The sequence below is a fragment of the Cobetia sp. MC34 genome, assembly GCF_018340035.1.
GTDB lineage: Bacteria > Pseudomonadota > Gammaproteobacteria > Pseudomonadales > Halomonadaceae > Cobetia > Cobetia amphilecti.
This window is the reverse complement of sequence record NZ_JADPPY010000002.1, coordinates 161,089-185,948: the sequence shown is the minus strand read 5'-3', so window position 1 is coordinate 185,948 and position 24,860 is coordinate 161,089. Positions and strand designations below refer to the sequence as shown.

General features: G+C 64.4%; 16 protein-coding genes. 11 read left to right on the top strand and 5 right to left on the bottom strand.

Features of this window, described 5'->3' with window-relative positions; all coding sequences use genetic code 11:
- The first annotated feature begins 164 nt into the window (after window positions 1-164).
- Window positions 165-2,285, top strand: a complete 2,121-nt coding sequence (locus IZU87_RS02040; RefSeq protein ID WP_249330385.1) for a S9 family peptidase — start codon at window positions 165-167, stop codon at window positions 2,283-2,285.
- A 163-nt stretch (window positions 2,286-2,448) separates the two neighbouring features.
- Here the strand turns inward: IZU87_RS02040 and IZU87_RS02035 are convergent, their stop codons facing one another.
- The 4 genes from IZU87_RS02035 to IZU87_RS02020 form a co-directional block, all read right to left on the bottom strand.
- A complete protein-coding gene (locus tag IZU87_RS02035) occupies window positions 2,449-3,975 on the bottom strand; it encodes a catalase (protein ID WP_153635106.1) in 1,527 nt (508 codons plus the stop codon).
- A gap of 450 nt (window positions 3,976-4,425) precedes the next feature.
- Entirely contained in the window at window positions 4,426-6,672 is a 2,247-nt protein-coding gene (gene katE / locus IZU87_RS02030; RefSeq protein WP_213113519.1) for a catalase HPII, read from the bottom strand.
- 318 nt (window positions 6,673-6,990) lie between these two features.
- Window positions 6,991-7,236: a GlsB/YeaQ/YmgE family stress response membrane protein gene (locus IZU87_RS02025; protein ID WP_043333988.1), complete on the bottom strand. Its 246-nt coding sequence runs from the start codon at window positions 7,234-7,236 to the stop codon at window positions 6,991-6,993.
- A gap of 98 nt (window positions 7,237-7,334) precedes the next feature.
- The gene (locus tag IZU87_RS02020; RefSeq protein ID WP_249330384.1) at window positions 7,335-7,952 is read right to left on the bottom strand and encodes a DUF924 family protein; all 618 of its coding nucleotides are present in this window, start codon (window positions 7,950-7,952) and stop codon (window positions 7,335-7,337) included.
- A 277-nt stretch (window positions 7,953-8,229) separates the two neighbouring features.
- Here IZU87_RS02020 and IZU87_RS02015 point away from each other — a divergent pair, with 277 nt between their 5' ends.
- From IZU87_RS02015 to IZU87_RS01985, 7 genes are all read left to right on the top strand, one after another.
- Window positions 8,230-9,942, top strand: coding sequence for an alkaline phosphatase D family protein (locus IZU87_RS02015; RefSeq protein WP_249330383.1), 1,713 nt, complete (start codon window positions 8,230-8,232; stop codon window positions 9,940-9,942).
- 402 nt (window positions 9,943-10,344) lie between these two features.
- Window positions 10,345-11,940: a solute:sodium symporter family transporter gene (locus tag IZU87_RS02010; RefSeq protein WP_213113518.1), complete on the top strand. Its 1,596-nt coding sequence runs from the start codon at window positions 10,345-10,347 to the stop codon at window positions 11,938-11,940.
- Window positions 11,941-12,455: 515 nt separating this feature from the next.
- Window positions 12,456-14,048, top strand: a complete 1,593-nt coding sequence (locus IZU87_RS02005) for a solute:sodium symporter family transporter (RefSeq protein WP_213113517.1) — start codon at window positions 12,456-12,458, stop codon at window positions 14,046-14,048.
- A gap of 132 nt (window positions 14,049-14,180) precedes the next feature.
- Entirely contained in the window at window positions 14,181-15,044 is an 864-nt protein-coding gene (locus IZU87_RS02000; RefSeq protein WP_213113516.1) for a DUF2927 domain-containing protein, read from the top strand.
- A 144-nt stretch (window positions 15,045-15,188) separates the two neighbouring features.
- Window positions 15,189-16,394 carry an MFS transporter gene (locus IZU87_RS01995; RefSeq protein ID WP_213113549.1) on the top strand — a complete coding sequence of 402 codons (1,206 nt, stop codon included), beginning with the start codon at window positions 15,189-15,191 and terminating at the stop codon, window positions 16,392-16,394.
- 112 nt (window positions 16,395-16,506) lie between these two features.
- Window positions 16,507-17,994 carry a YcjX family GTP-binding protein gene (locus tag IZU87_RS01990; protein WP_249330382.1) on the top strand — a complete coding sequence of 496 codons (1,488 nt, stop codon included), beginning with the start codon at window positions 16,507-16,509 and terminating at the stop codon, window positions 17,992-17,994.
- Window positions 17,991-19,196: a TIGR01620 family protein gene (locus IZU87_RS01985; protein ID WP_249330381.1), complete on the top strand. Its 1,206-nt coding sequence runs from the start codon at window positions 17,991-17,993 to the stop codon at window positions 19,194-19,196. Before IZU87_RS01990 ends, IZU87_RS01985 begins: the two co-directional genes overlap by 4 nt.
- A 115-nt stretch (window positions 19,197-19,311) precedes the next feature.
- Here IZU87_RS01985 and IZU87_RS01980 read toward each other — a convergent pair whose 3' ends face one another.
- A complete protein-coding gene (locus IZU87_RS01980; RefSeq protein ID WP_213113515.1) occupies window positions 19,312-20,463 on the bottom strand; it encodes an oxidoreductase in 1,152 nt (383 codons plus the stop codon).
- A gap of 286 nt (window positions 20,464-20,749) precedes the next feature.
- On the opposite strand from IZU87_RS01980, the gene IZU87_RS01975 reads away from it, so the two are divergent.
- The 3 genes from IZU87_RS01975 to IZU87_RS01965 all read left to right on the top strand — a co-directional run bounded on the left by IZU87_RS01975 (window position 20,750) and on the right by IZU87_RS01965 (window position 24,215).
- A complete protein-coding gene (locus IZU87_RS01975; protein WP_213113514.1) occupies window positions 20,750-21,415 on the top strand; it encodes an SDR family oxidoreductase in 666 nt (221 codons plus the stop codon).
- Window positions 21,416-21,599: 184 nt separating this feature from the next.
- Complete coding sequence (locus tag IZU87_RS01970; RefSeq protein ID WP_043333994.1) at window positions 21,600-23,546, top strand: exoribonuclease II; 1,947 nt, start codon at window positions 21,600-21,602, stop codon at window positions 23,544-23,546.
- A 291-nt stretch (window positions 23,547-23,837) separates the two neighbouring features.
- A complete protein-coding gene (locus IZU87_RS01965; RefSeq protein WP_213113513.1) occupies window positions 23,838-24,215 on the top strand; it encodes a hypothetical protein in 378 nt (125 codons plus the stop codon).
- Window positions 24,216-24,860 lie beyond the last annotated feature (645 nt).

Below are 24,860 nucleotides of genomic sequence, written 5' to 3'. Positions count from 1 at the left end.
ATCATCGGGGCCACACGTTGCGTGGCACCAGAGGCTGCGCATTCATCTCTCACGGCGGCGATGCCTCCCATGAGGCAAGGGCTTGCGCACGCTGTGGGACAGGCTCAATGTTACACTCCATGCCCGCCCGACACACTCGAGCACCCCACTTTCAAGAGGTAGCCATGCCCGATAGCCCCGTCCAGCGCCATTATCGTGCCGATGACCCCGAATGGCACTGGCTTGAAGAACGCGACACGCCAGAGGTCACCACCTTTCTCACGGCGGCCAACGCCGAGAGTGATCGCTGGTTCGCCCCGCTCGCGCCGCTGAGCGACGCCCTCTATCACGGCCATCTTGCGCGCCGCGAACTGGCCGTCTCAAGCCTGGCCGAGGCACTGGATCACTACGTCTATTGGAGCGAGACCGCCGCCGACGCCGACTATCCGGTCTGGTGGCGCCATGCGATCGGCGCCGACCCCGCCGATACCCGCCAGCACGAATGCCTGCTGGACCTGCAGAGCCTGTCGCGCCATCACGATTTCGTCGAGCTGGGCGATATGGCCATCTCCCCGGATGAACAGCAACTGGCATGGACTCTGGACACCAGCGGCGACGAGGTGTTCAGCCTGCGTCTTGCAACACTGAACGCGGCGAATGGCGACTCACGCAACGCCGGCCACGATGACGAGTGCCTGCTGGAGGATATCGGGCCGGATCTGGTGTGGGCCGAGGACGGCCAGCACCTGCTGTTCACGCGCTATGACAGCACTCAGCGCCCCTTCGAGATCTGGTGTCTGAATGTCGCGAGCCGCGCCGAGACGCTGCTCTATCGCGAGGAAGACAGCGAATTCTGGGTCGGCATGGGCAAGACCCGCTCACGCGCCTGGCTGATTCTGGAGACCGCCTCCAAGGACACCAGCGAGACCTGGTTGCTCAAGGCCGACGCCCCGCTGGGTGAGATGCGCCTGGTGCGCGCCCGCGAGACCGGCGTCGAGTACGGCGTCGATCACCGCCCCGGCCACTTCTATGTGCTGCACAACAGGCAAGCGCCGCACTTCCAGCTCGATATCGCCTCCGAGCATGCGCCCGGCGACTGGCAGCCGCTGATCGCCACCCGCGATGAGGTGACGCTGGAAGGCGTCGAGGCCTTCAGCTGGGGGCTGATGGTCGATGAACGCGATCACCGTCAGGCCCAGGCCTGGATGCGCGTGATCGAATTCGAGGGCACGGCACCGACACAGACGATCTGCCGCGACGAGCGCCTGGCGATGCCGGAGCAACCGCTGAGCCAGGGGCTGGGCGACTGCCCGCATTTCGACGCTCGCCGCCTGCGCATCCGCGAGGAAAGCTTCACCACGCCGCCGAGCTGGATCGAGCTCGACCTCGACACGGGGGAGCGCCGCCTGCTCAAGCGTCAGACCGTGCATGGCGATCTCGCGCCCGAGCAGCTGATCAGCCGCCGCCTGTGGGCGACCTCCGACGATGGCGAGCAGGTGCCGGTCTCGGTGGTCATGCGGCGCGACCTGTGTGATGACGCAGGCCGCCCCCACGCTCCGCTGCCGGTATTGCTCTACGGCTATGGCGCCTACGGCGAGACGCTGGACCCCTGGTTCTCGATCGCCCGCCTGGAACTGCTGACGCGCGGCGTCGCCTTCGCGGTCGCCCACGTGCGTGGCGGCGGGGACCGTGGCGAGCCCTGGTATCTGGCCGGCAAGCTGGAGCACAAGGAAAACAGCTTCAATGACTTCCTCGCCGCGCGTGATGCGCTGGTCGAGCAGGGCGTCGGGGCCGCGGATCGCATTGCCGCCTACGGTGCCAGCGCCGGTGGTCTGCTGGTCGGCGCCAGCCTCAACAAGCGTCCCGAGGCCTTCTGCGCCGCGGTGCTCGATGTGCCCTTCGTCGATGTGCTGCGCACCATGGAAAACCCGGAGCTGCCGCTGACCACCGCGGAATACACCGAGTGGGGCAACCCGCACGAGAACGAGGCGCGGCGTCGCATCCGCGCCTATTCGCCGCTGGACAACCTGAGTGCCGCGCCCTATCCGCCGCTGTTCCTGCAGGGCAGCTGGCATGACACCCGCGTGCCCTACTGGGAGCCGGCCAAGCTGTATGCGCGTCTGCGCCAGATGGACTGCACGCCGCATCCGGTCCTGTTGCGCACCGACATGAGCTCCGGCCACGGCGGTGCCTCAGGTCGCTTCAAGGCGTGGCGTGACAATGCGCGCCAGGACGCCTTCCTGCTGTGGGCGCTGGGCGTGTGCGAGAAAGCCGACGGCAATGAGGCCACGCGCGACAACGACTGAGGTGCCTGTACTTGCGTGTCTTTCGCACAGCGCTGTGACTGTCGGATAGCACCCTGACAGCCGCTTACGACAAGGCCCCCGCCGGGTAACCGGCGGGGGCCTTGATGTTTTCGTCAGCTCAAAGGGTCACTTTTGACCTGACGAAGGGTGCAGCATGACTGACTCAGCGCGGATCGAGCTTGGCCAGCTTGGTGGCGATACGATCACCATAATCGGCATCCGCCTGACGGAAGTGCGCGATCATCTTGTCCTGGACCACGTGGCTGACGCCTACCATGGTGCCGGCGATGACGTCGGTGATGCGCGTCTTCTGGCCTTCATCGAACAGACGATAGAGGTTGCCGGCCTGGCTGTAGTTATCCTCATCGCTGTTGTCGTGATAGCCCATCCAGGCGTTCTGCTCCAGCGGCATCGCCGGCTCGGCGACGGTAGCGTCCGGCACCGGGGCGCCCTGATCGGCACGCTCGTTGGGGTAGAAGTTGGTGCGTGAGTACTGGCCACCTTCCTTCGTTTCTCCCGGCACGCCCTGACCGACCTGGCCGCCCAGCGGGCCGCCACCGTGACCGGTGACCGGGCACATGCCCGCCATCACGCCATCACGCTGGTAGTGGTTGACCGGGCAGACCGGACGGTTGACCGGCAGCTGCTCGGCGTTGGCACCGACACGGTAGCGGTGTGCATCGGCGTAGGCCCACAGACGAGCCTGCAGCACGCGGTCCGGGGAGGCGCCGATACCCGGCACGAAGTTGGACGGCGAGAAGACGGACTGCTCGACTTCCGCGAAGTAGTTCTCCGGGTTGCGGTTGAGCTCCATCTTGCCGACTTCCATCAGCGGGAAGTCACCGTGCGGCCACACCTTGGTCAGATCGAACGGGTTGATGTGGTAGTCACGTGCCTGGGCTTCGGTCATCACCTGCAGGTTGACGGTCCAGCTCGGACGCTCGCCACGCTCGAGGCGGGTGAACATGTCGTGCTGGTGGAAGTCCGGGGCGACCTGCGCCGCTTGATCGTCGGTCAGCGTCTCGTGGCCCTGGTCAGTCTTGAAGTGCCACTTGACCCAGACACGCTCGCCCTTGTCGTTCCACAGGCTCAGCGTGTGCGAGCTGTAGCCGTTCATGGTGGTCAGCGACTTCGGGATACCGCGGTCGGACATCAGGATGGTGACCTGATGCAGCGCCTGCGGATGGTTGGCCCAGAATTCCCAACGGTTCTGCCAGTCGACCATGTTGGTGCGCGGGTCTTTCTTCTGGGTATGGATGAAGTCAGGGAACTTGGACGGCTCGCGGATGAAGAACACCGGCGTGTTGTTGCCGACCATGTCCCAGTTGCCATCCTCGGTGTAGAACTTCAAGGAGAAGCCGCGCACGTCGCGAGTGTTGTCGCCGCTGTCCTGGCCACCGGCCACGGTGGAGAAACGCGCCAGCAACGGGGTCTGCTTGCCGACACCCTGCAGGAAGCGGGCGATGGTCAGGTCAGACAGGTCACGGGTCAGGGTGAAGGTGCCGTAGGCGGCGACGCCACGGGCGTGGACGACACGCTCCGGAATGCGCTCACGGTTGAAGTGCGCCAGCTTCTCGAACAGACGCCAGTTGTCGAAGGTCAGTGAACCATTCGGGCCCGCTGTCTGGCTGATGTCATCGTGAGGCACCGGGGCGCCGTTACCTGTGGTATAGCGTGGAGTCTGGGACATGTAGACGTTCTCCTGTCAGGTAGAAAAAAGCGCTATCAAACTCGACTGGCAAGGCCAGATGCTGCTGATGTCACATTTTCATGCGCTGCTTGATGTGAAAGCCTGCAGCCCATTGTCGAATCGGGTCGGGGCCGATGCCTGCCCGGCATGTGCTGGCTTGTGGCCCCTTGATGCCTGCTTACCTTACGCACCTGGTGCTTATAGCGATAATCAATTACCAGCATGCCTTCGATAATCAGCCCCTATCACTGAGCCTACCAGCCGCTCTCAGCGGCGTGAACCGCAGGACGGCCCTCGACCCGGCGGTATCACCAACCCTGTTTTCACCTTTCTTCGCTACCCCATCTTCACGTCCGGAAATGACCACATCATGACCATGAAAAAGCCCCCTGACCTTTGCAGGTCAGGGGGCTTGGTGAGTGACATCATACCTTGTGGGGCGTCAGCGCCTCATGCCGGCATCTGGTTGGCACGCGCATCACGCGACCACACACGGTGAGCCATCAGGGCATCACGCAGCGGCAGGCTGGCGGCGAGCACATCATCCACCAGGATGACGCCCTCCTCGACCGGCACGCGTGCGGCGGCCAGCAGCTCCTTGCCTTCGCAGATCGCCACGATGGGCTTCAGGTGCTTGTAGGCTTCCTGGACATAATAGAGTCCCAGGCCCGAGCCGCTCAGCGCCTCGACGCTACCCACGCCGCCAGCGACGACGACGGCATCCACCGTCACGGACGGCAGGCCATTGAGCATCGCATCCGGCGACAGCATGGTGCCGTCTCCGGCCTTGATCGGCGCCATGCTCGGGGCGATCAACAACCCTTCGGCACCCTCGGCGGCCAGCTGTTCCTTGATCGAGCGAACATCTTCCATGGCGACGCCATCGGCAGCCAGGATCGCGACCTTGCGGGTGGCGATGGAGTCCGGCAGGCGCGCCATCAGGCTCAGTGCCGGGTCGCTGTCGACCTGGCTGGTGCCCAGTTCACCGTCCGGCGCGGGCTTGCTGGTCGGTGTCTCGATGCCGTGATTCTCACCGACGCGACGTGCCAGCTCCAGATCGATGTTGGGCAGGATCTCGGTGATCACCCGCTCACGGATCCACGGACGCTCGACCTTGGAAAGCTCGAAGGTGTAGGCCGCGATGATGTGCTCCTTCTCCACGTCAGTCTGGCTGTTCCAGAACAGGGTGGCCTGGGAATAGTGATCCCCGAAGGAGGCGCTGCGCGCACGTACCTTATGCGCCTCGATGCGCTCATGATACGGCTCGAAACCGCCATGGGCGTCCTGGGACGGCGGGGTCTCGGCCGGCCAGCCACCATCGATGGAGTTCGGCTCGTAGGACGCCTGCCCCGTGTTGATGGTCTGACGATGCTGGGCATCGCGCTGGTTGTTGTGGAACGGGCACACCGGCTGGTTGATGGGAATCTCGTGGAAGTTCGGCCCACCCAGACGCAGCATCTGGGTATCCAGATAGGAGAACAGACGCCCCTGCAGCAGCGGGTCATTGGAGAAGTCGATCCCCGGCACGATGTTGGCCGGATTGAAGGCGACCTGCTCGGTCTCGGCGAAGTAGTTGTCCGGATTGCGGTCCAGCACCATCTTGCCGATCGGCACCACCGGCACCAGCGATTCGGGGATCAGCTTGGTGGGGTCGAGGATATCGAAGTCGAAGCTGTGCTCGTCCTTCTCCTCGACCACCTGGATGCCCAGCTCCCACTCCAGCGGCGCGCCGCTCTTGATGTCATCCCACATCATGCGACGGTTGAAGTCCGGGTCACGTCCCCACAGCTTCTGGGCTTCATCCCAGATCAGCGAGCAGGTACCAGCCACCGGCTTCCAGTGGAACTTGACGAAGCGCGACACACCTTCACGGTCGATCAGACGGAAGGTATGCACACCGAAGCCTTCCATGTTGCGGTAATGACGCGGGAAGGCGCGGTCCGACATGGTCCACAGCACGGTGTGAGTGGTTTCCGGCATCAGTGACACGAAGTCCCAGAAGGTATCGTGGGCTGACTGGCCCTGGGGAATCTCGTTGTGCGGCTCCGGCTTCACGGCGTGCACGAAGTCAGGAAACTTCATCGCGTCCTGGATGAAGAACACCGGCATGTCATTGCCGACCAGGTCCCAGTTGCCGTCATCGGTGTAGAACTTGGTCGCGAAGCCACGCACGTCACGTACCGTGTCGTTGGAACCACGCGAGCCCTGCACGGTCGAGAAGCGCACGAACACCGGCGTCTTCTTGGACGGGTCGCTGAACACGCCGGCCTTGGAATACCTGGCGGCATTGTCGTAGGCCTGAAAATACCCGTGCGCGGCCGCGCCACGCGCGTGAACGATACGCTCAGGAATACGTTCATTGTCGAAGTGGTTCATCTTCTCGCGGAAGATGAAATCTTCCATCAGGGTCGGACCGCGTTCCCCCGCCTTCAGCGAGTTGTGGTTGTCCGCGATGCGCAGCCCCTGGTTGGTGCGCAGGTCATGCCCTTCGGCGTCGGCGCGATAGGTCTCCAGCGCCTCGTCCTTGGCATGGCCATCACCGGCATTGGGCTTGGTGTCATGCGGCCCATTGCGGTTGGGATGGGTATAGGGGTTCTCTCCCTCTGCCGAGCGATTCTGGCCCTCGTGATAGGGGCACTTCGCGCTGTCGGCATTCGACTGGGAAGAAGGTGCTGAATCGTGCTCATTGCTCGCCATGCTCAAACGCTCCTGTTTTCGCTAGATCCGCAACGCGCCACTACTGTAGCGCTGAAGGATGATTCGGCCTTGCCGCCTCTTGCCGGCGTACTTCTTGTCCAAGCACTTGTGGTCAAAGCACTTCTCGAACAAGGCACCTCTCGGCGCCGTGACAGATCACCGGGCAGTCAGGTGCCCCGGGTGACAAGAGGCGTTGCTGCGGCGGGTGTCTACATCGAATCCATCCAGACACCCGCGAGGGACTTCACTTGCTGTTGACGACTGCACTTGCTGCTTGCGCTTGCTGACAACCGCCTGACGGGGCTCGACACCGCGCCGTCAGGCCTTGGACTTGACCTTCGAGACGATCCACAGCAACACCACCGCCCCCACGACCGAGACGACCAGCGAGCCGATGATGCCGGTGGAGGCCAGCCCCAGCAGCTTGAAGATGACGCTGCCCAACAGGCCGCCGACGACACCGACGACGATGTTGCCAAGAATGCCGAAGCTGCCGCCGCGCATGATGTTGCCTGCGATCCAGCCGGCCAGACCACCGATGATCAACCCGAGAATGATACCCATCTGCTGTCTCCTTCCTTGCTGATGTACAGGCGCTTGGCGCCGCTGTACAAGTCTTGGAGACGACGTCACACAATTAAAAGGGGGCGATCTTTCATTCGTCAGAATGAGGAGCCGGGCTGGCCCAGGAAGGCGATCTCTTCCGACGTGGACTCGCGACCGAGAATCGCATTGCGATGCGGGTAGCGGCCGAATCTACGCACGATGTCCGCATGCAGATGCTCATAGCGCAGGGTGTGCTCGAGGCCGGGGCGTGCGAACAATTGTTCGGCGTGTTCATGGATGCGCAACGATTCACTGTGCATCCACGGCATGATCGCGAAGGGCTGCCAGGCCAGCGGAAGGCGGTCCAGGTCGCCCAGCGCGACGGCATGCTGGGAGAGCGCGAGTGCCAGGTTGTCGCCACTGAAGGCGCGCGGAGTATCGCGATGGATATTGCGCGCGAACTGGTCCAGCAGCAGGATTTCCGCCAGCCGCCCACCGACGCTCGCTCGCCACTCCCACAGCTCACAGGCGAGCGCCTGCTCAAGCCGCGCGGCGAATCGCTCACGCAGCTGGCCATCGAGGGCATCGCTCTTGCGAAACCAGTCCTTGGGCGTGAGCTGAGTGAACCAGTAATCGAGCACCTGCCGTGCCTGGGGATGGCTGTCCGCGATCAGCCTGGCGGCGTCAGATTGCGGGGATTCCGAGGGGCTTGAGGGGGGCATGGAGGGGGGCATCGAAGGTGTCCTTGGGTGGAGTCGGGAAGGAAGCCGCGCGACAGGCCTGGCTGAGCGCACTACCTTGCACTGCGAGTGCCGGGCCTGAGCGGCGCGGGGCGATCATGGTTCTGACACCGGATCTTCATCTTGAACGTGGAAAGTAGCCTCTCCCGTCAGCGCTGTCAGCCTTTGCGGCATGTCCCGCGCTGGCTGGTGCACTGATGTCACTTGTGTTGCCACTTAGTTGCCACTCTCTATCTCAACCTGACGCCAGACCGTTACAAGGAAGCCCGTCATGTCCCGCCGTCTGTCTGATCTGCTGCCTTTGCGTTCCTCTCGCAAGTCCCACGCCGCTCAAACCACCCCCACCTCCCCCACCTCCCCCGCCTCGCCAGGCGCTGCGCCAGTCACCTCCGACGGCGCCCCGTCACGGATGGACCGCCGCCAGCTGCTGGGGCGCGGCCTGCAAGGTGCCGGGGTCGGACTGCTGGCGACCACGGGCCTGCTCGGCGCTCCCGCCATCGTGATGGCCGAAGGACGCCGCCCGCGCATGCCCTCCGGCGTGATGAGCGGCGACGTGACCGCCAGCCGCGCCATGCTGTGGAGCCAGAGCGACAAGCCGGCACGCATGCTGATCGAACTGGCCGACAATCCCGAGATGCGCGGCGCCTTCCAGATGCGCGGCCCGGTGGCTCTGCCGGCGGACGGCCTGACCAGCAAGCTCGACCTGACCCGCATCGGCACTCGCGCCAACGCCAGCGGCGAAGTCTTCTGCCGGGTGCGCTACGCGGCGCTGGATGACCACCGCGCCATCAGCGAGGCCACCGCCGGTCGCCTGGTGTTGCCGCCGAGCGCCCAGGCACCGCGTGCGCTGCGTTTCGTGTGGTCCGGTGACACCGTCGGCCAGGGCTGGGGCATCAACCCGGACTTCGGTGGCCTGCGCCTCTACGAGACCATGCGCCAGGTCAAGCCGGACTTCTTCCTGCACTCCGGCGATACCATCTACGCCGATGGCCCGCTCGAGGAGAGCGTCACCCAGCACGATGGCAGCCTGTGGCGCAATATCGTCACGCCCGCCAAGTCCAAGGTGGCAGAAACGCTGGACGAGTATCGTGGCCAGTACGCCTACAACCTGATGGACGAGAACCTGCGCCGCTTCAATGCCGAAGTGCCGATGTTCGCCCAGTGGGACGACCACGAGACCACCAACAACTGGTACCCGGGCGAGATTCTCGAGGATGATCGCTACACCGAGAAGAATCTCGACGTGCTGTCCGCCAATGCGCGTCGCGCCTTTCTCGAGAACATGCCGCTGCGCACCGGCCCAGCCGCGCCGGAGCGCATCCACCGCAACTTCAGCTTCGGGCCGGGGCTCGAGATGTTCATGCTCGACATGCGCAGCTTCCGCGGTGCCAATTCCGCCAACCGCCAGACGGGGCGTGGTCCACAGACCGACTTCCTGGGTCGCGATCAGCTGGCATGGCTCAAGCAGTCGCTCAAGGCCAGCACGGCCACCTGGAAGGTCATCGCCTCCGACATGCCCATCGGGCTGCTGGTGCGTGACGGCGACAATTTCGAGAACGGCGCCAACGGCGATGGCGAGGCACTGGGGCGCGAGCAGGAGATTGCCGAACTGCTCAAGTTCGTGCGCGATCACGACATCCAGAATCTGGTCTGGCTGACCGCCGATGTGCACTACACCGCCGCGCACCACTACTCGCCCGAGCGCGCCGTCTTCAAAGACTTCACGCCGTTCTGGGAATTCGTCAGCGGCCCGATCCACGCCGGCACCTTCGGTCCCGGCGAGCTGGACAACACCTTCGGGCCGAGACTCGAATTCGTGAAGGCACCGCCTGAGGGGCGGGCCAACATGTCGCCCAGCGAGGGCTTCCAGTTCTTCGGCCAGGTGGATCTCGATCCCGAGAGCGAAGCGCTGACCGTGACGCTGAAGGACATCCACGGCGCCTCGCTCTACCAGCAGGTGCTGACCCCCGCCGCCAGCGTCTGACAGCGGTGTCGGTTTCTGGCACTCGCTTCTGATGTCGGCATATGGCATTCGCTACTGACTATCGACTTCTGACACCGACTTCCGATACCAGCTTCTGACAACGACAACGCCCCGCCTCCTGCTGTCGATCGACACGCAAGAGGCGGGGCGTTCTGGTCATGGCGACAGGTCGACAGCCACTACTGGGCTATGTCTGCACGAATCAGACAATTGCAGAAAAATGTCAGACAAATTGTCAATGGTGAGGGTCCGGCATTTCTTTGACACTGATCGGCACGCTAGATGTCGGTCGCTGACAGCGTGTCTCGTGGTACCGCGCGCCAACGGTGAGGCATGGTCTGCAGACGATGGGCAGCTGAGCAAGCAGGCCTCCGAGCCCTGTTGTTCAACAAGGATAATGCCATGAACGCCCTCACCCTGAGCTCCTTCGTGTTCTTCACGGGGCTGGTCGCCGTGATCACCTGGTGGCTGACCCGTCGTGACGACCATCAACATTCCACCGGCTATTTCCTCGCCGGGCGCAGTCTGACCTTCCCGATCATCGCAGGCTCTCTGCTGATGACCAATCTGTCCACCGAGCAGATGGTGGGCCTCAACGGCGCCGCCTTCACCGATGGCCTCTCCGTGATGGCCTGGGAAGTGGTGGCCGTGGTCTCGCTGGTCGCGATGGCCATGTTCTTCCTGCCACGCTTCCTCAAGAGCGGCATCACCACCCTGCCGGAACTGCTGGCACTGCGTTTCGATCGCACCACCCAGCTGCTGGCCAACCTGATCTTCATGCTGGCCTACGCCATCATTCTGCTGCCCAGCATTCTCTACTCCGGCGCACTCGGCCTGATGGGCGTGCTCGACCTGCGCGCCCTGACCGGCATCGACTCGCAGATGGTGCTGCTGACCGGCACCGTGATCGCCGTCGGCATCGCCGGTGCCATCTATGCCCTCTTCGGTGGCCTGCGCTCCATCGCCATCTCCGACACCCTGAACGGCATCGGCCTGCTGATCGGCGGCATGATCATCGTCTACTTCGGGCTGGACCGTGTCGGCGACGGCAATGGCATTCTCGCCGGCTGGGAGACGCTCAAGGAGACCCACCCGGAGAAGCTCAATTCGCTGGGCGGTGATGGCCAGTCAGTGCCGGTCTCGACCCTGTTCACCGGGGTGCTGCTGCTCAACATGTTCTACTGGTGTACCAACCAGCAGATCATCCAGCGCACCTTCGCCGCCAAGACCCTCGCCGAGGGCCAGAAGGGCGTGCTGCTGACCGGTGCCCTCAAGCTGCTGGGCCCGCTGTATCTGGTGCTGCCGGGCATCATCGCCTTCCAGCTCTACGCCGGTGACGGCATCAAGGCCGACGCCGCCTATGGCCGGCTGGTCTTCGATGTGCTGCCTGCGCCGCTGACCGGCTTCTTCGCCGCGGCGATGGTCGGCGCGATCCTGTCGTCCTTCAACTCGGCGCTCAACTCCACCGCCACCCTGTTCAGCCTCGATGTCTACAAGGCGCGCCTCAAGCCACAGGCCAGCGATGAAGAAGTGGTCAAGGCCTCCAAGTGGGCCGGCTGGATCATGGCCGCCGCCGCGATGGCCATCGCGCCGCTGCTGGCGACCCAGGAAAGCCTGTTCGTCTACGTGCAGAAGGTGAACTCCATCTACTACATCCCGCTGCTGGCGGTGATCGTGGTGGGACTGATGTCCAAGCGCGTGCCGGCCATCGCCGCCAACCTGGCGCTGGTGCTCGGCTGCGCGGTCATCGGCCTGTTCTACTTCGTGCCGACGCTTTCCGAGCTGGTCGATCGGGTGCACAACTTCCACTTCATCGCCATCGTGCTGGTGCTGTTGATCGCCATGATGCTGGTGATCGGCAAGCTGTCACCGCGCGCCGAACCCTGGATCCAGCAGGACGTCGGTGCCATCGACATGACGCCCTGGGCCGGCACGCGTATCGCCAGCATCATTCTGCTGGTGCTGGTGATGGCGATCTATCTGGCCTTCGCCGGCTGATCGCCCCACTCGCCCAGCGCGACTGCACGCCACTTGTCATTGTCATCGCCATGACCTCACGACATGAGCGTATGACATGAGTGCAAGACATGAGCACGCCAGCGCCCCGTCATCTTCACCGATGGCGGGGCGCTGGCGTCTCTGATTGGGCATGAAGGATGACCCGCAATGCGCGGCGAAAGCCGCGACAAGCGTCTTTTTACGACACTGCGATCAAGGCCTGATACCAGAGACTGAGAAGCAATGACCGCCTGTTCATTCTCAACGCTCAATCGACGCCAGCTGCACCTCAAAACCAACGTATGTTCTACAAATGGCGGATAGCGAGAAATCGGGAGATACCTACACTATCGCCAGTCTTGCCGTGTATGTTACCGGTGAGTCTCTTCATGGACGATGACACAGCTTGCTGTGTGCATTGCATCGCCACGGCTGGATCGGCGTCGAATCGCCACCCGGGTCACCTGCCCACTGCCTCATGATTCGCCGCCGCACGCCTAAAGGAATCCTCCCCCATGCATGCCCTGACACTTGTTTCTTTCGTGTTCTTTACCAGCCTGGTCGCTGCCTTGACCTGGTGGTGGACACACCGCGATGACACTTCGCATTCCACCGGTTATTTCCTCGCCGGACGCAGCCTGACCTTCCCGCTGATCGCGGGGTCCCTGTTGATGACCAACCTGTCCACCGAACAGATGGTCGGCCTGAATGGCGCCGCCTTCACCGATGGCCTGTCGGTGATGGCCTGGGAGGTCATGGCGGTACTGGCCATGGTGGTGATGGCGATGTTCTTCCTGCCACGCTTCCTCAAGAGTGGCATCACCACCCTGCCCGAGCTGCTGGCCCTGCGCTATGGCCGCAGCACCGAGCTGATCACCAACCTGATCTTCCTGTTCGCCTACGCGGTGATCCTGCTGCCGATCATCCTCTACTCCGGTGCCATCGGCCTGCAGGGCATGCTGGATCTGCCCTCGCTGACCGGCATCAGTTCGCCCAATGCGCTGCTGTGGATGACCATCTGGGTGGTCGGCATCATCGGTGCCATCTATGCCCTGTTCGGCGGCATGCGCTCCATCGCCATTTCCGACACCTTGAACGGCGTGGGCCTGTTGATCGGCGGCATGCTGATCGTCTATTTCGGCCTCGATGCCGTCAGTGATGGCCAGGGCGTGATGGCCGGCTGGGATACGCTGACCGCCGCCAATCCGGAGAAATTCAACTCCATGGGCGGTGAAGACCAGTCGGTGCCCTTCTCGACCCTGTTCACCGGCGTGATGATCATCAACTTCTTCTACTGGTGTACCAACCAGCAGATCATCCAGCGCACCTTCGCCGCCAAGACCCTCGCCGAGGGCCAGAAAGGCGTGCTGCTGACCGGTGCCCTCAAGCTGCTGGGCCCGCTGTATCTGGTGATTCCCGGCATCATCGCCTATCACCTTTATGCCTCTTCCGGCGTCAAGGCCGACAGCGCCTACGGCCAGCTGGTCTTCGATGTGCTGCCCGCGCCGCTGACCGGTTTCTTCGCCGCGGCGATGGTCGGTGCGATCCTGTCGTCCTTCAATTCGGCGCTGAACGCCACCACCACGCTGTTCTCCACCGGCATCTACAAGGCGCATCTGCGTCGTGATGCCAGCGACGAGGAAGTGGTCAAGGTCTCCAAGGGCTTCGGCTGGGTGCTGGCGATCGCCTCCATGACCCTCGCGCCGCTGCTGGCCGGTCAGGAGAGCCTGTTCGGTTACCTGCAGAAGATGAATGCCATCTACTTCATCCCGATCTTCGCCGTGGTGCTGATGGGCCTGCTGACGCGTCGCGTGCCGACCATCGCCGCCAACCTGGCACTGCTGATCGGTTGCAGCGTGATCGGGGTGGTCTACTTCGTGCCAGCCTTCTCCGGTGTGCTCGACGTGATCCACGAGTTCCACTTCGTCGGCCTGGTTTTCGTGCTGCTGATCGCGATGATGCTGATCATCGGCAAGCTGGCACCGCGTGACGAGCCGTGGATCCAGCAGGATGTCGGCGCCATCGACATGACGCCCTGGAAAGGCGCCAAGGTCTGCGCGCTGCTGCTGGTCGTGCTGGTGATCGCCATCTATCTGGCCTTCATCTGACGCCTGAAAGTCGCCGCTTCAAAACGACGAATCGTCATCAAATGAGCATCACGCCCCGCGTTGCCCTCTCGGACACGCGGGGCGTGTGCATTTCAGGCATGCTGGACTGCATGTTCCCTGAAGAGGTCGCCCATGCCCTGCTTACCCCATCGCCAGCTCAAGGGGCTGTTCTCTCCCCCACTGAAGGCTCCTGTGGCGCTCAAGGTGATGGGCATCGCCCTGCTGCTTTCCAGTCTGGCCACCGCCAGCCCGAGCCAGGCCGCCGAGCGCTGGCAGCGGGCCGATGTACTGACGGACAGCTTCATGGAAGTGGCGCTCAAGCGTGAATACCAACCCGGCAGCAGCGCCTCGCTGGTGCGCTGGCAGGCACCCATCAAGGTGCGGGTCGATTCGCAGCTGGGCAACTCGCGCATGCAGCGCCAGATGAGCGAGGTCCAGTTTCGTCATCTGTCCGCCATCACCGGGCAGCCGCTGAGTTTCGTGTCCTCCGCCGGAAAGGCCAACCTGCGCATCGCCTTCATCGCCCGGGACCACATGACGCGCGAGGCCACCGCCTACGTCGGCAAGCAGCAGGCCGCCACCCCGGGCATGCGCAAGGCACTGCGTGAAGGCGTGTGCCTGACGCTGTTCAAGACCGGGCCGGATCACGCCATCGCCAGCGGCCTGATCCTGATTCCCGCGGACTATGCCCGCCAGAAGGCGCGTCTGGTGGACTGCGTCGTCGAGGAGAGCGCCCAGCTGATGGGGCTGCCCAATGATTCGGATAAAGTTTTCCCCTCAATCTTCAGTGACGTCACGGTGGATACCTGGCTGAGCCCGCTGGATTATGTGCTGCTCAAGATGCTGTATGCCCCGGAACTTTCCCCCGGCATGTCAGCCGCACAAGTCCGCGCTGCGCTGCCTGCGGTCATCCAGCGCCTTGCCGAACAGGGCGAGCTGTCACACGCCATCCGCCGCGTGCGCCAGGGCAGTCTGCGGGAATGGGCGGGAGACTAGGCTCGCCGTGAACACAATCCTGGGCATGGAGTTGGAACCCCTGAGCGGAGCACAGGCATAATCAGGTCAGGCGCGCCGGGCGCCGACATCCGACGGAGCTGCGCCTTCATGCCACTATCTTCTCCCGCTGCCGACCGGGCACGCCTGCCGCTGGCCGTCACGCTGCTGTCGCTGTGTCAGGCCTTGCTGGTCAGCGGCAACATCCTGCTGATCGCAGTCTCACCGCTGATCGGTGCCCAGCTGGCCTCGAGCAGCTGGTCGACCGCGCCGGTCGCCACCCAGTGGCTGGGCCTGATGTGTGCCACCATTCCCGCCTCGCTGATCACTGCCCGTCTCGGGCGGCGGCGCGGCTTCGTGCTCGGCAATCTGTGCGGGTTGGCTGGCGCGGGGCTGGCCGTGCTGGCGCTGCATCTGCAGCATTTCGGATTGTTCCTGCTTGCCACCTGGCTGGTGGGCATCGGTATCGGCTTCGGACAGCTGTATCGCTTCGCCGCGATGGAGGCTGCCCCGGAGGAGCAACGTGAGCGCGCCATCGGGCTGGTGATGGGCGGTGGCGTGCTGGCGGCCTTCTTCGGGCCCTGGCTTGCACGCACCAGTCATGCATTGGCCGACACACCCTTCCTGGGCAGCTTCATCGGGCTGGGAGCGCTCTATCTGCTGGCGCTGTTGCTGCTGGCCTTCATCCGCCTGCCCCGTGAAGGCAACGCCCTGTCAGCCGACGATGATGCAGTGGCGCCGGCACGCCCATTGGGCGTGATCCTGCGTCAACCGACCTTCCTGCTGGCCGTGCTCAGCGCGATGGTCGGCTATGGGGTGATGAATCTGGCGATGACGGCCACACCGCTGGCCATGGCCCATGCCGGGCACGGCTTCGATCATGTCGCTACCACCATTCAATGGCATGTGGTCGCCATGTTCCTGCCGTCCTTCTTCACCGGGCGGCTGGTCGCCCGCTTCGGGGCGGGCACCATGATCGTGACCGGCTGCGGCTTTCTGCTGGCAAGCCTTGCCACCGCGCAGCTGCTGGCCGCCGACTACCTGACGGGAACCCAGGGGTTCTTCCTCGGTCTCATCCTGCTCGGCATCGGCTGGAACTTCACCTTCCTGCCCGCCACCACGCTGCTGACCCGCTGCCATCGCCCCAACGAGAAGGCCCGCACCCAGGCCGCCAACGAGTTCCTCGTCTTCACCACCGGGGCGGTGACGGCGCTGCTGGCCGGCCCTCTGGTCAGTACGCTGGGCTGGGCGCTGCTCAACCTGCTGCTGATCCCCGCCTGCCTGCTGCCCATCGCACTGCTGGCGTGGCGTCAGCTTGCCTTGCGCGCCGATCGCCCGCAGATAGAGGGATGATGGCGAGCCGTGCGGCGCACGCTGACAAGTCCCGGCCATCACCCAGCTCATCATCAGCTGCCAGGACGCCATCACGTCGCGCCGCCTCGCCCCCACTGACAGGGAATGCCTGATGTTCAACACCATGACCCGCAACGCCCGCCAGCTTGCCCGCGATGTGGGCCGCGAAGCACATGACCTGCTGGAGCGCGGTCTCGACCGCCAGCTGCGGCTCGCCGTCACCGGCCTGTCCGGTGCCGGCAAGACCGCCTTTCTCGTCTCGCTGATCGAGCAGTTGCGCCATGCCGGACTCGGTGCGCGCCTGGAACTGCTGCCTGCTGCACGCGATGGCCGCCTGCTCGGCGCGGAACGCGTCAGTCAGCCGGACCTTTCCATCCCGCGCTTCCCGCTGGAAGCCGGCTTGCGCTCGCTGTCCGGCCAGCATTCGCCGCATGGCCCCGAATGGCCGACGCCGACCCGCAGCATCAGCGAGCTGCGTCTCAAGATCGGCTTTCGCCCCACCTCGCGCGCCGCGCGCATGCTCGACAGCCAGCGCGCCACCCTGACGCTGGACCTGATCGACTACCCCGGCGAATGGCTGCTGGACCTGCCGATGCTGGAGCAGGACTTCAGCGGCTGGAGCAGCGAGTGCGAGACCCAGCTGGCCGACGGGCGTGGCGACTGGGCACACGACTGGATGGCGGCCATCGAGGGCCTGACACCGGACAGCGAGGTGGATGAAGACCGCCTCGCCGAGATCGCGAGCCTCTATACCGACTATCTGCACGCCGCGCGCCGCAAGGGTGGCTTCGTCGACCTGACACCGGGCCGTTTCCTGCTGCCCGGCGAGCTGGACGAAGCGCCGGTGCTGCAGTTCTTCCCGCTGCCGGGGCTCGGTGACTGGGCACCCGACGCGCTGGCCGCGCTGCCGGAAGCCAGCCTGTATCGCACCCTCGCACGCCGCTTCGATCACTATCGCCGCCGCGTGGTGCGCCCCTTCTATCACGACCACTTCCGGCGCTTTGACCGCCAGATCGTGCTGATCGACGTGCTGGGCGCGCTGAATGCCGGCCCGGCGCCTTTCCGCGACCTGAGCCGTGCGCTTGACAAGCTGTTCGACAGCTTCGCCTACGGCCGCCGTCACCTGCTGGCGCGCCTGATGGACCGCCGCATCGACCGCCTGGCCATCGCCGCCACCAAGGCCGACCACGTCACGCCAGAGCAGCATGGCGCGATGCGCGACCTGCTCGAGCAGCTGCTGGCGGACCCGCTCAAGCGCCTGCGCTATCGCGACGTGCCGCTCAAGGCCTTCACCATCGCCGCCATCCGTGCCAGCGAGGCGCGTGAGGTGGTCGAGAATGGTCAGCGTCATCCGGCGCTGGCGGGACAACTGCTCGGCGAGCACGAGGGGGCGAGCGACTTGGACACGCAAGGCGCCGGCCGCGAGTCCGTGCTGCTGTTCCCGGGCGAGGTGCCGTCACGGCTGCCCGACCCGAATTTCTGGGCCGAAAGCCGCTTCGACTTCCCCCACTTCGCGCCGCCGAAGATCGATGGCAATGCGCCACCTCACATTCGCATGGACGCCGTGCTCGACTGGCTGCTGGGAGACCACCTGAAATGACCACCGAATCCCGCCATCCGCGCCCGGGCAAACGCTTCACGAGCCCCAATTCGGCGCAGGCCGATGCCGCCTCGACCGCCTATGCCGAGCGCCCCACCGAGAGCGCATCAGAGAGCGCGGCAGAGGCCCTGCGCGGTGCGCGTCACTTCTCGCCGGAGATGGAAAGCCAGCCCCTGGCGGCGGCCGAGCCGGAACCCGCCACGCCGGGACTGGATGCGACGCTGAGCGCCCGGCCACGTCACCGTGGCCTCAAATGGCTGCTGCTCGGCACCCTGACCCTCGGGGGTGTCGAAGCCGGTCATGCGCTCTATCAGGCGGCCATGGGCGGCGACCTGATCGCCGGTGCCTGGGGCCTGCTGGGCCTTGGCGCCATCGGACTCGGCGCCCGCGCGCTGGGCAAGGAGCTCTTCAGGCTGCGTCACCTGCGCAAGCACGTCGCGCTGCGCGCCGAGCTGGAAGAACATCAGCAGGATGACTTTGGCCAGGAGAGCTTTGGTCAAAGGGGTTTTGGTCAGAAAAGCTTTGGCCAACGCGGTGATGCGCTGTCCACGCCTGACGAGGACGCGGGCAAGGCAGGCGGCAAAGCCGGCAGCCAGCAGGAAGACCTGCTCGAACAGCTGCGTCGCCAGATGAAGCTCGGCGATGATGATGCCGGCGTGCGCGCCTGGCGCGCCGCCTGTGAAGCGCATCACTCCCCGTCGGAGCGCCGCGAGCTGTTCGCCTTCCACGTACTGGGGCCGCGGGACCGTGAGGCGCGGCGTCTGATCTCGCGCATGAGTGGCGAGACGGCGGTGATGGTGGCGGTCTCGCCGCTGACCTGGGTCGACATGAGTCTGGTGGCCTGGCGCGGGCTGCGCATGATGGAGCGCCTGTCGCGCCTCTACGGGCTGGAGCTGGGCTATGCCAGCCGCCTGCGGCTGTTCAAGGAGGTACTGGCCTCGATGGCCTTCGCCGGTGCCAGCGAACTGGCCGCCGAGGCCAGCATGGACCTGCTGTCGATGAATCTGGCCGGCCGGCTCTCCACCAAGGCCGGTCAGGGGCTGGGCAGTGGCCTGATGAACGCACGTCTCGGCCTGCGAGCCATGCGCCTGCTGCGCCCCATCCCCTTCCATGCCGAGGAGGTGCCGCGCATCGGTGAGCTGCGCGCGGAGCTGTTCTCGCGCATGCGCAAGGCCGACAAGGGCGAGGACGACGCAGCCTGAGCAGGCCGCGACCTCCCCTGCCACTACCTCGAAAACAAGACGCGCGCCTCTGATAGCTGGCCATTCGGGCCTTCAGGGCGCGCGTCTTTCGTGAGTCATCTCACCTTCGATGGTTTCAGCCTTCGCTGGCGATGCCGGCCTCCAGCCACTTCATCACGCACAGTGCCTCATGGGGCGAGGTCGGATTGCCACCCTGGCCGCGAATGCAGTCGCGCAGCCCCGCATACCAGGCCGGATAGTCGCCATCGCGGCCCTGATGGGTGCCGCCCACCAGCACCTGCTCGCCTTCGGCGCCGTCCGGGTCGGCCTCCAGCACGGTCAGCATTCCGGGACGCGCATCCCGCCCCCACTGGCGCGCCTGGCGCTCCTGCGGGTCACGCGAGGGCCAGTCACCGGCCTTGAGACAATCTTCCTGAGGGTCGAGCCCGAACACCACATAGCTGCCACGGGTGCCGTGCGCGGCGAAGCGTGCCGTCGGCGCCGCCGTCAGTGCACTGGCGTGCAGCTCCACCACCAGACCGGGGTGCCTTGGATGGTGGGCGTAATCGAGCACGGCGTGGAAGAAATCATCGGTCACCGCGCCTTCGCGCTGGGCGCGACGCGTGAGCTGGATGGCGGCTGGTTCGCCGAACAGGCACAGCGCCTGATCCAGCAGGTGCGGGCCGAGGTCATACCACAGGCCGCTGCCGGGCAGTGCCTGCTCACGCCAGCGGTTCGGCACCGTCGGGCGGAAGCGGTCGAAGTGGGATTCCAGATGCGCGATGCGCCCCAGCGTGCCGTCGTTGATCAATTCCGCCAGCGTCAGGAAGTCGGCATCGAAGCGCCGATTGTGAAATACCGCCAGCACCCGTCCGGCCTGCTCGGCCTGCCGGGTCAGGGCCTCGCCTTCTTCAAGCGTCACCGTGAAGGGCTTGTCGACGACCACATGCTTGCCTGCCGCCAGCGCCGCAGAGGCCAGCGGGGCATGGGTCTCGTTGGGCGTCGCGATGATGATCAAATCGATATCATCGCGCGCAAGCAAGGCCTCCGGGGTGGCCTCCACCTCCAGTTGTGGGCGCTCGGCCCTGACGACCTCGGGCCGCGAGGTGGACAGCGCCACCAGCGCCAGCCCGTCCGTGGCCTCGATCAAGGGTGCGTGGAAGGTGCGCACCGCCATGCCATAACCGATCAGCCCGACCCGGATCGCGCTCTCGGAGGGGAAGGCGGCGCCGTGCCATGCGGCGGTGTCGCTATGATCATCAGTGGCGGGGTGGGCTATGCGGCTCATCGGGCATCCTTGTCGTTGACGCAATCTTGAGGGAGTCGTGTCTGGCAGCGCCATCCTAGCAAGGCTCCCGTGCCACAGACAGAGATGACAGCCGCCTTTAATGCTTGTCCATCGCAGACTTCATCCCGCGAGCGAGTCGCCGCGTAATGCCCGCCATCGAACAGCAGTCCCCTTGAAGTCACGTGGCTCAGCCCGCAGACCTTGCTGTACCAGGAGGGGCGTGGCTGTGAGTGGGAAGGTCACTCGCCAGCCGCCTCGCCATTTGATTCGCGAAGGAGCAGACAGCATGCGCAAGACGCTCATCATAGGTGCCAACGGCAAGATCGGTCGTCAACTCTGCGAGAAGGCTCAGGCCGCCGGCGAACCCGTCGTGGCGATGATCCGCTCGACCGATCAGCAGAGCTGGTTCCATGAACGCAGCATCCCGACGGTTCTGGGCGACCTGGAAGGCGAGATGCGCCAGGCCTTCTATGGCTGCGATCAGGCGGTGTTCGTCGCGGGCTCCGGCCCGAATACCGGCCCGGACAAGACACTGACCATCGACCTGCATGGTGCGATGCGCACCGCGGAGCTGGCTGCCGAATTCGGGCTGTCGCGCGTGATCCAGGTCAGCTCGATCCGCTCCGAGACACCGCTGGCCGGTCCGGCGGCGATGCGCCCCTACTTCGCGGCCAAGAAGGCCGCTGACCTGTGCCTCGCCGAGAGTGGCCTGCGTCACGTCATCGTCAAGCCCGGCCGTCTCACCAACGAGAGCGGCAGCGGCAAGCTGACCCAGAACGCCGATGACTCCGACGAGATGCAGGTCTCGCGGGCCAATGTCGCCGAGTTCCTGCTCGGACTGATCAAGGCCCGCGAGATCGGCGGCCGTTATCGCAAGGCGCCCATCTTCACCCTGTTCGACGGTGATACGCCGGTTTCGGGTCTGCTGAACGCCACGACGACCGCCGACTGAGTGCACGTCCGAGCCTGTGGCAAAGTGCACCGGCAGGCCGCTTTCGCCAGGCTTGCCCGCGGTTGACCTAGCGCTCATCCACGCCTGCGCGCAGCCCGCGCGGGCGTTGGGCCATCTGGTAGCTTTCCCCCCATGCTCCATGTCCGTATAGTGAGCCACTGACCCCGCCAACAGAACTTCCGAAATGCTGCAGAACAATTCGCTGCTGGCGCAGCTGAAAGATCAAATCCGCCAGGAAATTCCCCGTGTCACGGGGGTGATCAAAGGCACCGACAAGGGCTTCGGCTTCCTCGAATGCGAGGACGGCGAGTCTTACTTCGTGCCGCCACCCGCCATGAAGCAGGTACTGCACGGCGATACCGTCGAAGCGACCGTCAAGGTGGAAGGTGAGAAGAAGTCCGTACAGCCGGAAGTGCTGATTGAGACGGGTGTCGATCGCTTCGTCGCTCGTGTCGGCAAGCGTGATGGCCGCCTGAACGTGATGCCGGATCATCCCTCCATCAACACGCGCATGAAAGCGCGCGTGAAGCGTGGCATCAATGAGGAAGCCCTCAATGATGGCGACTGGGTCGTGGCACGTCTGCTGCGTCACCCGATGCGCAAGGACGACCGCAGCTTCTTCGCCCAGATCGAGGAAGTCATCGCCACCGTGGACAACCCGCGTGTGCCGTGGCGCGTCACCCTGGCACGTCACGCGCTGGAACAGGCCTCTCCGGAGGGCGGCACTGACTGGCCGCTGCTCGAGGAAGGCCTGACTCGCGAAGACATGACCCACGTGCCCTTCTTCACCATCGATGGTGAGAAGACGCGTGACATGGATGACGCCCTGCACATCGTCGAGCGCCCGGAAGGCGGCTGGACCCTGAGCATCGCCATCGCGGACCCGACCGCCTACGTGCCGGAAGGCAGCCGTGTCGACGAAGAGGCGCGCACGCGCTCCTTCACCGTCTACCTGCCGAGCCAGAACGTCACCATGCTGCCGGAAATCCTGGCCGACGACCTGTGCTCGCTGAAGGAAGGTGAAGACCGTCCGACGCTGATGTGCATCGTCGACATCGATACCGATGGCGTGATCGGCGAGCCGAAGTTCTTCGCGGCCACCATGCGCTCCCACCACCGCCTGACCTACGACAACGTCTCCGACTGGATCGAAGGCCAGGAAGGCAGCTGGAAGCCGGAAACCGAAGAGCTGGCCGAAGGTCTGCGTCAGCTGGAAGCCTTCACTCAGGCGCGTATCGCCTGGCGTGCACGCAACTCCCAGGTCTTCCGCGAGCGTCCGGACTTCGAGTTCGAGCTGGATGAGGAAGGCAACGTGCTCAACGTACGTGCCGACCACCGCCGCATCAGCAATCGCATGATCGAAGAATCCATGATCACCGCGAACCTGAGCTGCGCACGTCTGCTCTCCAAGCACATCGGTCACGGTATCTTCAACGTGCACCAGGGCTTCGCACCGGAGAAGTACGACGACACCATCGAGTTCCTGGCTGGCCAGAACATCACCGCCACGCCGGAACAGCTGGGCAGCCTGGAAGGCTACCGCCTGATCCGTCAGGAGCTGGACAGCCGCGAAGACACCTGGCTGGACGTGCGCATGCGTCGCTTCCAGGGTTACACCGTGATGTCCGCTCAGCCGGGACCGCACTTCGGTCTGGGTCTGGAAGCCTACGCGACCTGGACCTCGCCGATCCGCAAGTACGGCGACATGGTCAACCACCGCTTGATCAAGCGCGTGATTCTCGGCCAGGACGTGCCGGCGGAAGCCACCGAGCAGCTGACCGAGCACCTCAGCGAACGTCGTCGTCTCAACCGCATGGCCGAGCGCGATGTGAAGGACTGGCTCTACGTGCGCTACCTGACCAAGGCCGCCGAAGAACAGCAGGTCTTCACTGGCGAGATCATCGACATCCGTCGTGGCGGCATGCGCGTGCGTCTGGAAGAGAATGGCGCCAGCGTCTTCATTCCGGCACCGCTGATCCACAGCGATCGCAAGAAGGTCGCGATCGATGACAAGGAAGGCCGCGTGCGCATCGAAGACGAGCTGCGTTACTCACTGGGCGACATCATCAAGGTCTCCTTGACCGAAGCCCGTGAAGAGCGTCGTTCACTGGTAGGTCGTCCGGCCGAATAAGCCGCGACCCACCACTGCCGTATGTAACTGCCTTGTCATCACGGGCAATTGCCACGGCCATCTACGCCCCGGAGCGCTCTGCGCCCGGGGCGTTTTTCGTTCTTGTGCATTACGTATACGTATCGTGTGCCAAGCGTGAGAAATTGTAATTTTGTGAAACATAAGCTCACGCTATACTCCTCACATCGACACACGACATCTGCTTTCACTGCTGCAGCGTTACTGGATTGACCCAAGCGCGAATGACTGAAGCCTGTCCCTGATGAAGTTCGTCCATGCGAGGACCCGGAAATGAAAACTCATCGCTCCACTGCAGCGACTTCACTGCGTCACCTGGCCGAGCATGCCGCCATCGTTCGTCACCCGGCCATGAGCTACGCCCGTGTCGACTCCGCAGCAGACAGCAGCTCAGGCAGAAGCTCGGATGGCAGCTCCACCTCTCCGGAGCGCCAGCGTGAGATTCAACGTGAAGCGATGGAACATGTCGCGATGCTGCTGGAACGTGATCGCCGCCGTACCCGCAACCGCCTGCTGCTGGCCGCCGGCCTGCTGCTGAGCCTTGTGCTGCTCGCCAGCCAGCGCCCAGCCGAGCCGGAAGCCGCCTTCTCGCAGGAGCTTGGCCAGGCCATGCCCAGCGCCCTGCACCTGTCCCAGCATGGACTGGCGTGAAGACGCCCGATCTCCATCCATCAGGACAGATAACGATGCCAGGACCCCATGCAACACCAGGCACGGATGCCAGACATGACTGAGTCGATCCTCTGCTAGACCCTGCAATGCCCGCTCCGGCGACCCTCCCCCTGTCGCCCCCTGTATTCCTGTAGTGCACGCACTTGCCCTGTCCGGTGGCTCCGGACAGGGTCTTTTTTTGCCTGTCGTAGGGCTTCTCTTGCGCAGCGCTAGGCAGAGGCCAGCTGACGCGCTCCCTGCTGGAGCACGCCAGCATGGCGAAACGTCTTTCTTCCCTCCCCTCGCAGTGAACCTGATGCCAGGAGCCTGATGCCAAGAGCTTGATGACAAATGTCCGAGAGCGGGAGCGCATCGCACCAACATTGTTCCCTGTTGTCACACAGACCAGTCATCTCCTGATGTAACGTCATTGCCAGCCGCAGTGTGGAACATCGCGTGGCGAGGCGTCTCGTCACGCGCGACACCGCATATCATGCCTCGTGCCCTTGGTTTCACGTCGGGTTCCCCCCATGACTTGACCAGAGGCTCGTTCGTCAATGCCACTGGCTTGCTGGAATCTGCGTGCTCGATTGCGTCTTTCTCAAGCACCCGGGAGCACCCTGAAGCACGACAAGGCAGCCATGG

What these genes read in the sequence shown, in the direction of transcription:
- IZU87_RS01990 (WP_249330382.1), top strand. Translation starts at nt 16,507, where the DNA reads ATGTTCAACACCATGACCCGCAACGCCCGCCAGCTTGCCCGCGATGTG.
- IZU87_RS01970 (WP_043333994.1), top strand. Translation starts at nt 21,600, where the DNA reads ATGCTGCAGAACAATTCGCTGCTGGCGCAGCTGAAAGATCAAATCCGC.
- IZU87_RS02035 (WP_153635106.1), bottom strand. Translation starts at nt 3,975, where the DNA reads ATGTCCCAGACTCCACGCTATACCACAGGTAACGGCGCCCCGGTGCCT.
- IZU87_RS02010 (WP_213113518.1), top strand. Translation starts at nt 10,345, where the DNA reads ATGAACGCCCTCACCCTGAGCTCCTTCGTGTTCTTCACGGGGCTGGTC.
- IZU87_RS02000 (WP_213113516.1), top strand. Translation starts at nt 14,181, where the DNA reads ATGCCCTGCTTACCCCATCGCCAGCTCAAGGGGCTGTTCTCTCCCCCA.
- IZU87_RS01975 (WP_213113514.1), top strand. Translation starts at nt 20,750, where the DNA reads ATGCGCAAGACGCTCATCATAGGTGCCAACGGCAAGATCGGTCGTCAA.
- IZU87_RS01980 (WP_213113515.1), bottom strand. Translation starts at nt 20,463, where the DNA reads ATGAGCCGCATAGCCCACCCCGCCACTGATGATCATAGCGACACCGCC.
- IZU87_RS02025 (WP_043333988.1), bottom strand. Translation starts at nt 7,236, where the DNA reads ATGGGTATCATTCTCGGGTTGATCATCGGTGGTCTGGCCGGCTGGATC.
- IZU87_RS01965 (WP_213113513.1), top strand. Translation starts at nt 23,838, where the DNA reads ATGAAAACTCATCGCTCCACTGCAGCGACTTCACTGCGTCACCTGGCC.
- IZU87_RS01985 (WP_249330381.1), top strand. Translation starts at nt 17,991, where the DNA reads ATGACCACCGAATCCCGCCATCCGCGCCCGGGCAAACGCTTCACGAGC.
- IZU87_RS02005 (WP_213113517.1), top strand. Translation starts at nt 12,456, where the DNA reads ATGCATGCCCTGACACTTGTTTCTTTCGTGTTCTTTACCAGCCTGGTC.
- IZU87_RS02040 (WP_249330385.1), top strand. Translation starts at nt 165, where the DNA reads ATGCCCGATAGCCCCGTCCAGCGCCATTATCGTGCCGATGACCCCGAA.
- IZU87_RS02020 (WP_249330384.1), bottom strand. Translation starts at nt 7,952, where the DNA reads ATGCCCCCCTCCATGCCCCCCTCAAGCCCCTCGGAATCCCCGCAATCT.
- IZU87_RS02015 (WP_249330383.1), top strand. Translation starts at nt 8,230, where the DNA reads ATGTCCCGCCGTCTGTCTGATCTGCTGCCTTTGCGTTCCTCTCGCAAG.
- katE (WP_213113519.1), bottom strand. Translation starts at nt 6,672, where the DNA reads ATGGCGAGCAATGAGCACGATTCAGCACCTTCTTCCCAGTCGAATGCC.